The 8,918-nt window shown below is 70.4% G+C and carries 9 protein-coding genes; 6 read left to right on the top strand and 3 right to left on the bottom strand.

Annotated elements, in window-relative coordinates; translation table 11 throughout:
• A partial coding sequence (locus Q7W29_08725; protein ID MDO9171899.1) for a CIA30 family protein occupies window positions 1-815 on the top strand: 815 nt, incomplete at its 5' end.
• A 50-nt stretch (window positions 816-865) separates the two neighbouring features.
• Here Q7W29_08725 and metG read toward each other — a convergent pair.
• Entirely contained in the window at window positions 866-2,569 is a 1,704-nt protein-coding gene (metG, locus tag Q7W29_08720; GenBank protein MDO9171898.1) for a methionine--tRNA ligase, read from the bottom strand.
• Between the two features lie 111 nt (window positions 2,570-2,680).
• Between metG and Q7W29_08715 the strand changes: the two genes are divergently transcribed.
• From Q7W29_08715 to Q7W29_08705, 3 genes are all read left to right on the top strand, one after another.
• On the top strand, window positions 2,681-3,475 hold the full coding sequence (locus Q7W29_08715) for an SDR family oxidoreductase (GenBank protein MDO9171897.1): 795 nt from the start codon (window positions 2,681-2,683) through the stop codon (window positions 3,473-3,475).
• A gap of 241 nt (window positions 3,476-3,716) precedes the next feature.
• A complete protein-coding gene (locus tag Q7W29_08710; GenBank protein ID MDO9171896.1) occupies window positions 3,717-3,929 on the top strand; it encodes a zinc ribbon domain-containing protein in 213 nt (70 codons plus the stop codon).
• Window positions 3,930-4,116: 187 nt separating this feature from the next.
• Window positions 4,117-5,949 (top strand): CsgG/HfaB family protein, encoded by a 1,833-nt coding sequence (locus tag Q7W29_08705; protein ID MDO9171895.1) that lies wholly within the window; start codon window positions 4,117-4,119, stop codon window positions 5,947-5,949.
• A gap of 61 nt (window positions 5,950-6,010) precedes the next feature.
• Here Q7W29_08705 and Q7W29_08700 read toward each other — a convergent pair whose 3' ends face one another.
• Window positions 6,011-6,265 (bottom strand): hypothetical protein, encoded by a 255-nt coding sequence (locus Q7W29_08700; GenBank protein MDO9171894.1) that lies wholly within the window; start codon window positions 6,263-6,265, stop codon window positions 6,011-6,013.
• Window positions 6,266-6,427: 162 nt separating this feature from the next.
• On the opposite strand from Q7W29_08700, the gene Q7W29_08695 reads away from it, so the two are divergent.
• Both Q7W29_08695 and Q7W29_08690 read left to right on the top strand, forming a co-directional pair.
• The gene (locus Q7W29_08695; protein MDO9171893.1) at window positions 6,428-6,856 is read left to right on the top strand and encodes an NfeD family protein; all 429 of its coding nucleotides are present in this window, start codon (window positions 6,428-6,430) and stop codon (window positions 6,854-6,856) included.
• A 43-nt stretch (window positions 6,857-6,899) separates the two neighbouring features.
• A complete protein-coding gene (locus tag Q7W29_08690) occupies window positions 6,900-7,820 on the top strand; it encodes a stomatin-like protein (protein MDO9171892.1) in 921 nt (306 codons plus the stop codon).
• On the opposite strand, the gene Q7W29_08685 is transcribed toward Q7W29_08690, so the two are convergent.
• Window positions 7,817-8,770, bottom strand: a complete 954-nt coding sequence (locus tag Q7W29_08685; protein ID MDO9171891.1) for a phosphatase PAP2 family protein — start codon at window positions 8,768-8,770, stop codon at window positions 7,817-7,819. The genes Q7W29_08690 and Q7W29_08685 overlap by 4 nt on opposite strands.
• Window positions 8,771-8,918 lie beyond the last annotated feature (148 nt).

Below are 8,918 nucleotides of genomic sequence, written 5' to 3'. Positions count from 1 at the left end.
TCAGATATGGCATGGCGTTGAAGGCCGGTTGCGGATCGGTGCGCTGCAGGTGCGGGTCCGGTCCGCAACCGATCTTGAAGCAGAGCTATGGCGGGCGCAACTGCCGAATGATGTCTAAGTTGTGCTACTGGATGAACCCCGGAGGCCTGAAGACCGTGACCCGCACGCTCGACATCCACGCCCGCACGTCGAGCCTGATGGCCGTTCTGGCCGCGACCTTCACCCTGGGTGCCTCCCTGTCGGGGGCGCCGGATGGGAGCGCCATGGATCATGACACCCCCGACGGCGGTCGCTCTGACGAGGCGACGCTCCTGATCGACGATTTTTCCCGCGACGACGGCGTCTCGAGCCTCGCGACGGCCTGGCAACGATTCACCGACCAGGTCATGGGCGGCCGTTCGCAAGCCACCAGTGAGGTCGAAATCCTCGACGGGCGCCGCTGCCTGCGCCTGAGCGGCGAGGTCTCGCTCGCCAACAACGGCGGCTTCATCCAGGTCGCGCTGCCCCTCGCGGCGCGCGGCGACGCGCTGGATGCGCGGGGCTGGACCGGGTTACGCCTGCTGGTGCGCGGCGCCGGCGACGGCTACTACCTCCATCTGCGCACCTCGGATTGCCGGCTGCCCTGGCAGTATTACGGGGCGGAACTGCCCTGTGGTCCCGAGTGGTCCGCAGTCGAGATCGCCTTCGCCGACTTCCAGCCCGAGTCTCTGGGGGCGGCGCTGGACATGTCCCGACTACAGCGCATCGGCGTCGTCGCGGCCAAGAAGGCCTTCGCGGCCGACATCGCGGTAGCGCGGATCGAGTTGTACCGTTGAGGTGACCAGTCCCCAGGAACCGGTCAGCCGCCCGAGTCAGGCTTCGAGGCTCAGGCCAACCCGTCCGTCAACGCCCGCAGCCGTTCGACCTCGGCAGCGATGACGTCGGGATCCAGCCTGGGGAACAAAATCTCCGGCGTCCCCAGCGCTCGCCCGGCAGGCAACGCCTCGAGCCCCTCCGCCCAGCCGCCGCGGTGCAGGTCGGACTCCATCCCCAGCCACCCCCACACCTTCGCCATGCTGAACGGCACCACCGGCGCCAGCATCACCACGATCTGCCGCACGATCTGCAGCGTGACCGCGATCGAGACGCCGCAGCGCGCCAGGTCGTCCTTGCGGCTGCGGAAGGGGGCCGACTCGTCGAAGTAGCGGTTGCCGGTCTGGCCGGCGGCGAAGGCTTCGTCCAGCGCGGCGCGGATCTCGAAGCGCTCCAGGCGCTCGGCCCAGCGCCCGCGGCAGGCGGCCACCTCGTCCAGGGCGGCGCGGTCCAGGTCGGTCAGGTCGGCCTCGGTCCAGGCGGGCACGCGCCCCTCGAAGTACTTGTGCGCGAAGGTGAACACGCGGTTGATGAGGTTGCCGAAGTTGTTGCCCAGCTCGTTGTCGGAGCGCGACTGCAGGCCCTCCCAGGTGAAGTTCGTGTCCTTGGTCTCGGGCAGCGTGCGCGCCAGCGTGTAGCGCAGCGTGTCCGCGGAGAAGCGCTGCAGGAAATCGGGCAGCCAGACGGCGTAGCCGCGGCTGGTGGACAGCTTGTTGCCTTCGAGGTTCAGGAACTCGTTGGCCGGGACGTTGTCCGGCAGCACCCAGGGCTCGGAGTGGTGCATCAGCATGCCGGGGAACATGATCGCGTGGAAGACGATGTTGTCCTTGCCGATGAAGTGGACCAGGCGCGAGTCCGGGTCCTGCCACCAGAGGCGCCACGCCTCGGGATCGCCCCGCGCGGCCGCCCACTCGCGCGTCGCGGAGATGTAGCCGATGGGCGCGTCGAACCAGACGTAGAAGACCTTGCCCTCGTGGTCCGGCAGGGGCACCGGCACGCCCCAGTGCAGGTCGCGGGTGGCGGCGCGCGGCTGCAGGCCGTCCTGGAACCAGCCGCGGCAGTAGTTCAGGACGTTCTCCTTCCACTCCGGGTGCGTGGCCAGCCAGGACTCGAGCTCCGGCTGCCAGGCGTCCAGGGGCAGGTACCAGTGGACCGTGGCGCGCTTCTCCAGCGGCGAGTTGTCCAGCACGCTGCGCGGCTCGATCAGCTCGTCGGGGTTGAGCGACGAGCCGCACTTCTCGCACTGGTCGCCGCGGGCGCCGGGGCTGTGGCACTGGGGGCAGGTGCCCTCGATGTAGCGGTCGGCCAAAAACCGGCCCTGGGTCGGGCTGTAGAACTGCTCGCTCGACTTCTGGACCAGCACGCCGCGGCGGTGCAGGTCCAGGAAGAAGGCCTGGCTGGTCTCGGTGTGGATGGCGCGGCTGGTCTGCGAGAAGTTGTCGAAGGTCATGCCGAAGCCCTCGAACGAGGCCTTGATCGAGGCGTGGTTGCGGTCGACCAGTTCCTGGGGCGTGATCCCCTGCTTCTCGGCGGTCAGGGTGATCGGCACGCCGTACTCGTCGGTGCCGCAGATGAACAGCACGTCCCGCCCGCGCAGCCGCAGGTAGCGCGCGTAGACGTCGGCCGGCAGGTAGGCGCCCGCGAGGTGCCCGAGATGGATTTCGCCGTTGGCGTAGGGCAGGGCGGCGGTGACGAGCGTACGCTGGAATTTGCTCACGGATCCTCCGCTGGGGGTCGCTTCCGGGGCTGGCAGGCCTTATGATCCGGGCAACCTTAAGCGATGGGGCCGCGGCCCCGCAAGGAGCCATCCGGTCCGGGGAGGTGGGCAGTGGATCTGGGCATGAAGGGGCGGGTGGCGCTGGTGACGGCCGGGTCGCGCGGTTTCGGCCGGGCCGTGGCCGAGGGGCTGGCCCGCGAGGGGGCGCGCGTCGCGCTGTGCGCCCGCGGCGCCGACGACTTGGCCGTGGCGGCGGCGGCGGTGGCCGCGGCCGGCGACGGCCGCGTGCTGGCCGCGCAGGTCGACGTGTCCGACGGCGACGCGCTGGCGGACTTCGTCACCGAGATCGAGCACGCCCTGGGGCCGGTCGAGCTGCTGCTGGTCAACGCCGGCGGCCCGCCGGCGGTCGGCTTCCTCGAGGCGGACCTCGCGGCCTGGGAGGCGGCCTACCGCCTGAACCTCGAGAGCGCCGTGAAGGCCTGCCGGCGCGTGCTGCCCGGCATGATGGAGCGCGGCTACGGGCGCATCGTCGCGGTCACCTCGGTGACGGTCCGCCAGCCGCTCGACAACCTGACGCTCTCGAACGTGATCCGCCCGGCGGTGCACGCGCTGGTGAAGGACCTGTCCCGGCTGGCGGCGCCCCGCGGCGTGACCGTCAACTCCGTCGCGCCGGGCTTCCACCTCACCAGCGCGGTGGAGCGGCTGATCGCGCGCAAGCTCGCCGATGGCGCGGCCGCCACGCGCGAGGAGGTGCTGGCGGCCTGGGAGCGCGAGATCCCGGCCGGGCGTCTGGGCCGCCCCGAGGAGCTGGCGGCGCTGGTCCTGTTCCTGATGTCGCAGGGGGCGTCCTACGTCACCGGCCAGTGCGTCGCCTGTGACGGCGGCTGGGTGCGGGGCACGTTCTGACCGGCGGTCTTGACGTCCGGAGGGGCGCAGCTATATTAGTAGTCAATGAACTTGGAATATAAGGGAACGATGGGAGTCGCCGTGACGAAGGCCCTGATCATCCTCGCGATCTACCTCGCCCTGGTGCGCTGGGTCTTCCCGCGCCTGGGCGTGCCCACCTGAGGCGCCGCCAGCTGCTCGATCGGTGATCGGGCTCCGAAAACGAAAGACGACGACCGACCGAAGACCGGGGGTGCGTGACATGCCCATGTACGAGTTCACCTGCCGCGCCTGCGGCGCCGAGTACGAGGAACTCTGCACGTCGACCGAGGCCGCGGCGGGGAAGGTCGCCTGCCCTGCCTGCGGCGCCCGCAAGTCGGAGCGCAAGCTCTCCACGTTCGCCAGCAAGGATGCCGGCGGCGGGAGCGGCGGCGTTGGCGGTTGCGGCCACGGCAGCCACGGCGGGTTCGGCTGAGCCCGCTAGGGATGGCGAACGTGCCGAGGGCGCCCGGGAGGCGCCCTTCTTCTTTCCGGCTCGGCGGGTCCCCGCCGTCAAGGCCGCCCACCAACAATGAATTGCCATGTTCAGCCGATCGGCGGTATCGTCGACGCCCGCTACTCGCGTGCCGGATCGCCGGCTAACCGATTCCGGAGGGTGAACGATGAACCGTCGAACCGTGGGCCGCCTCGCCGTCGCGCTGGCGCTTCTGGGCCTGCTGGCTGCCGGGACCGCCGCGGCCGGGACCAAGGACCGGCTGACCGAGCAGAACAACAAGTGCCGCATCGTCGTCGGCCAGATCAAGTCCAACGCCGGCCAGTGCGACGGGAGCATGGCGGCTGCGATCGGCCAGATGCTGTCGACGGCCCTGGCCAACGAGGACCGCTTCATCGTGCTGGCGAGCCAGGACGAAGTCGCCGAACTGGCGGGCGAGATCGAGCTCGCCGAATCGGGACTGGTCGAACAGGGGCGCGGGGCCGAGCGGGGGCTGATGGAAGGCGCCGACGTCATGATCACCGGCGCGGTCACCAGCTTCGAGCCCGAGGCCAGCGGCGGCGGCGGCCTGCTCGGCGCGGCCAAGAGCCGGCTGGGCGGCTCGGTCGGCGTCAGCAGCAACACGGCCGAATGCGCGCTGGACCTGAAGCTCGTCGACATCCGCACCCGCCGCGTGATCAAGGCCTTCAGCGTCGAGGGCAAGTCCAAGAGCTGGTCGACCGACCTGACGGGCCGGGGCTGGGTCGAGGACGTGGCGCTCGGCGGCGCGCTGGGCAGCTACTCCAACCAGCCCATGGAGAAGGCCCTGCGCACCGTCCTGGCCAAGGCCGTCGAGCGCGTCGCCAAGGACGTGCCCGAGGAGTACTACCGCTACACGGGTGACGGCCAGTACACGCAGGAGTACGCGGCGGGCGGCGGCGGAGGCGCTCGCGGAAGCGAGACCGCGCCGGCGGCGGGCGGCGCCGGCGATGACGACGACGCGCCCCTGCAGACGGCCGCGTCCGGCGGCGGCGCGTCGGGAGGCCGTCCCGCGGGGAAGGCCGCCGAGGACATGGCCCTCTACACCCGCTGCGACTTCGTGCCGGGCGACCGGACGATCTTCTGCGACGCCCTCGACCACGAAGAGGTCGGCGAGTTCCCGAGCCGCTGGAACCTGGTCGACGGCGTCTTCGAGGTCGCGCGCAAGGGCGACAAGGGCTGGATCCTCTGCACCGACACCGGCAACCTCAGCCCGAAGCTGCCCGCGGGTCCGTTCCCCGAGAAGTACACCATCGAGATGGAGATCTACGACAACGGCGAGCCCCACAGCGGCCACTGGTACACCATCAAGCTGATGGAGGGCGAGACGGAGGCGATCGTCTTCTTCTTCGGCGACAGCCAGAACACGCGCGTCACCGTCGGCGGCGTGACGAAGTCCGACAAGGCGCTCACGCAGCGCGTCGGCAAGGGCCGGCACACCCTGCGGATCATGGCGACGTCGACCACCTTCAAGTGCTACGTCGACAACGAGCGCGTGGGGAACGTGCCGAAGGTCGAGGGCCTCGCGCCCGACGGGATCAAGGTCGCCATGGACCGCTGGGACCAGGAGGGCAACCCGATGCTCATGTCGGGCTTCCGCTTCGCCGCGGGCGGCAAGACCATGCGCGACCAGCTCGCCCAGGACGGCCGCATCGTCACCCACGGCATCCTGTTCGATTCCGGGTCGGCCGTGATCAAGGCGGAGTCCTACAAGACGCTCGCCGACCTCGGCGAGCTGCTGAAGGCGGACGCCGGCCTGCGCCTGTCGATCGAGGGGCACACCGACAGCGAGGGCGCCGACGACGCCAACCGCGTCCTCTCGCAGCAGCGGGCCGCGTCGGTGAAGGACTACCTCGGCAGCGCCTTCGGCATCGCGGCGGACCGCCTCGAGGTCAAGGGTCTGGGCGAGACCAAGCCGCTCGGCACGAACGACACGGCCGAGGGCCGCGCGAACAACCGGCGCGTGGAGCTGGTGAAGATCTGACTCCCGGCGGGAGAACACGGCGGCCGGCCGGCGCGAGGGGCGCCGGCCGGCCGCGCCGCGTTCAGTCGGCCTTCGGGGCGGGCTTGCGGAAGCGCGGCGCCAGCCACGCCACCAGCAGGGCCCACAGGCAGATCACGAACCCCAGTCCCAGGCCCGTGCCCACGAAGGTCACCGGCGCGATGGCGGTCTGGGCGCTCGAGAGCCACTGCTGCGGCACGTTGGACAGGAACAGGCGGTGGAAGATCAGGCCGAACACCACGCCCAGGGCGAGGCTGCCGGCCAGGGTCATGATGAGGCCGACGCGGACGTTCTGCATGCTGGCACCTCCGGATGGCTGAACGGAACGACGCCGCGCATCCTAGCAGGCCGGCCTGCGTATGTCTCCCTCCGAGCCTGCCGTCTTGACGGCCGACCGGTCCCCCGATACCATCGCGCGGGGGTTCCCGCCGCTCGCAGACCCATCCCGACAGGAGGCGACATGGCCTGGTGGATCTGGATCATCGTGGGCGCGATCCTGCTCGCCGCGGAGGCGGTCATCACCGCCGACTTCTACCTCGTCTTCTTCGGCCTGGCCGGGCTGCTGGTGGGCCTGCTCGGGGTCTGCGGCCTCCACCTGCCGGCCTGGACGCAGTGGCTGCTGTTCGCCGTGCTGGCCGTGGCCGGCTTGGTCCTGTACCGGGGCCCGTTGAAGCGCAAGCTCGCGAAGGTCGACCGGGCGATGGGCCCCGAGCTGATCGGCGAGATCGCCAGCGCCCAGGCGCCGATCCCGGCCGGCGCGCACGGGCGCGTCGACCTGCGCGGCACGGCCTGGGACGCCCGCAACGACGGCGATGACGACCTGGCCGCCGGCGCCCGTTGCCGGGTCAAGGGAGTGGACGGGCTGACCCTGCTCGTCCGCGCCGAGTGAACCGAACCGCCAACCGCCTTCATCGGAGGACGCCATGGACACCATGATCGCCGCCGTCGTCGTCGTATTCCTGGTCCTGATCGTGATCGCCAGGACCGCGATCGTCGTGCCCCAGCAGTCCGCCTACATCGTGGAATACCTGGGCAAGTACCGCAAGACCATCCAGGCGGGCTTCCACATCCTGGTGCCCTTCGTCGAGAAGGTCGCCTACAAGCACAGCCTCAAGGAGCGGGCCTTCGACATCGCCGAGCAGGTCTGCATCACGCGTGACAACGTGCAGGTCGGCGTCGACGGCGTGCTGTACCTGAAGGTGCTCGACCCGCAGCGCGCGTCGTACGGCATCTCCGACTTCAACTTCGCCATCACGCAGCTGTCCCAGACCACGCTGCGCAGCGAGATCGGCAAGATCGACCTGGACCGCACCTTCGAGGAGCGCGCCACGATCAACCAGCAGGTGGTGCAGGAGCTGGACAAGGCGACCGAACCGTGGGGCGTCAAGGTGCTGCGCTACGAGATCAAGAACATCAACCCGCCGCGCGACGTGCTCAGCGCCATGGAGAAGCAGATGCGCGCCGAGCGCGAGAAGCGCGCCACGATCCTCACCAGTGAGGGCGAGCGCGACGCCCAGATCAACCGGGCCGAGGGCGAGAAGCAGCGGGTCATCAAGGAGTCCGAGGCCAACCAGCTGCAGCAGATCAACGAGGCGCAGGGCGAGGCCGCGGCCATTCTGGCCGTCGCCACGGCCACCGCCGAGGGCCTGCGCCAGGTCGCTTCGGCGCTCAGCACCCCCGGCGGCGATCAGGCCATGCGCCTGCGCGTGGCCGAGCAGTACGTCGGGGAGTTCGGCCGGCTCGCCAAGGTCGGCAACACGCTGGTCCTGCCGGCGAACCTCAGCGACGTGGGTTCGATGATCGCGCTGGCGACCAACATCGTGAAGGGCGGGTCCGCGGGCGAGGCGCGCTAGCGGCGCGTCCAGCGCAGGCGGGGCGGCGCCGGCGGCCGCCACGAGCGCCAGGGGAGGCGGCGGCCCGTCTCGTACAGGTGTTCGCCGGCCCAGATCACCAGCGCGCCCAGCATCAGGCCGCCGATGACGTCCACCACGTAGTGGTAGCGGCAGTAGACGGTCGCCGAGCAGAGCAGCGCGAACAGGGTCGACATCCACCAGCGGTGGCGGGGGAAGAGCCGCCAGACGTGCCACCAGGCCACCATCGAGGCGGCGACGTGGCTGCTCGGGAAGGCGGCGCCCAGGATCGCGCCGTTGGCGTGGATGTAGCGCATGATGTCGGTGAAGATCCAGCCCTCGACGGGGATCGGGCCGGTGCGGAAGTACTTCGGCCCCCACGCCGGGAAGAACGTGTACAGGGTGTAGCAGAGCAGCATCACGCCGCCCAGGTCGCGCGCGAAGGCGCGGATCGCGGGCCAGCGCCGGCCGGCGGGCAGACCGCCGTCGCGCACGATCATCGCCAGCACCAGCGGCGCCAGGGCGTAGTAGCTGAAATAGGCCATCTCCATCAGCTCGTGGAACCACGCCCACGGCCAGGCCCGGCTCCAGGCCAGGCTCGGCTGCAGCCCGAAGATCCTCTCCTCCCAGCCGATCAGCACCGGGTCGAAGCTGTCGTGGAACCCGTGGAAGACGATGCCCAGGTATTCCATCTCCGCGTAGAACAGCGGGAACGCGAACGGCAGGTAGATCTCGCCCAGGAAGCGCACCAGGGCCGAGCGCGACATGCGGGCCAGCGGCGGCAGGAACCACACGAAGAGGGCCGCGCCGAGGTGCCAGACCAGACGCTCGTAGGGCCGCGCCACGACGTCGGGGCGCAGCAGCGGGTAGAAGCCGCTGACCACCAGGTACACCACGGCCCAGCGGTCCAGCTCGATGCGGTACAGGGCCAGCGCCTGCAGTCTACGGCGCACGGAGCCATCCTTCCCGGCGGTAGAAGTCCAGCGTCTCGGCGAAGCCCCGCGCCAGGTCGCGCGCGCCGCCGAAGCCCAGCTCGTCGCGCAGGCGCGAGCCGTCGCAGACCCAGCCCGGCGCCGCGGCGTCGCGCAGGCGGTCGGCGGC

The organism is bacterium (assembly GCA_030654305.1).
Classification (GTDB): Bacteria; Krumholzibacteriota; Krumholzibacteriia; order LZORAL124-64-63; family LZORAL124-64-63; genus PNOJ01.
This window is presented reverse-complemented; position numbering and strand designations above follow the sequence as displayed.

Coding starts and splice junctions, on each gene's coding strand:
- Q7W29_08690 (MDO9171892.1), top strand. CDS start 6,900: ATGATCGCCGCCGTCGTCGTCGTATTCCTGGTCCTGATCGTGATCGCC.
- Q7W29_08705 (MDO9171895.1), top strand. CDS start 4,117: ATGAACCGTCGAACCGTGGGCCGCCTCGCCGTCGCGCTGGCGCTTCTG.
- Q7W29_08700 (MDO9171894.1), bottom strand. CDS start 6,265: ATGCAGAACGTCCGCGTCGGCCTCATCATGACCCTGGCCGGCAGCCTC.
- Q7W29_08695 (MDO9171893.1), top strand. CDS start 6,428: ATGGCCTGGTGGATCTGGATCATCGTGGGCGCGATCCTGCTCGCCGCG.
- Q7W29_08710 (MDO9171896.1), top strand. CDS start 3,717: ATGCCCATGTACGAGTTCACCTGCCGCGCCTGCGGCGCCGAGTACGAG.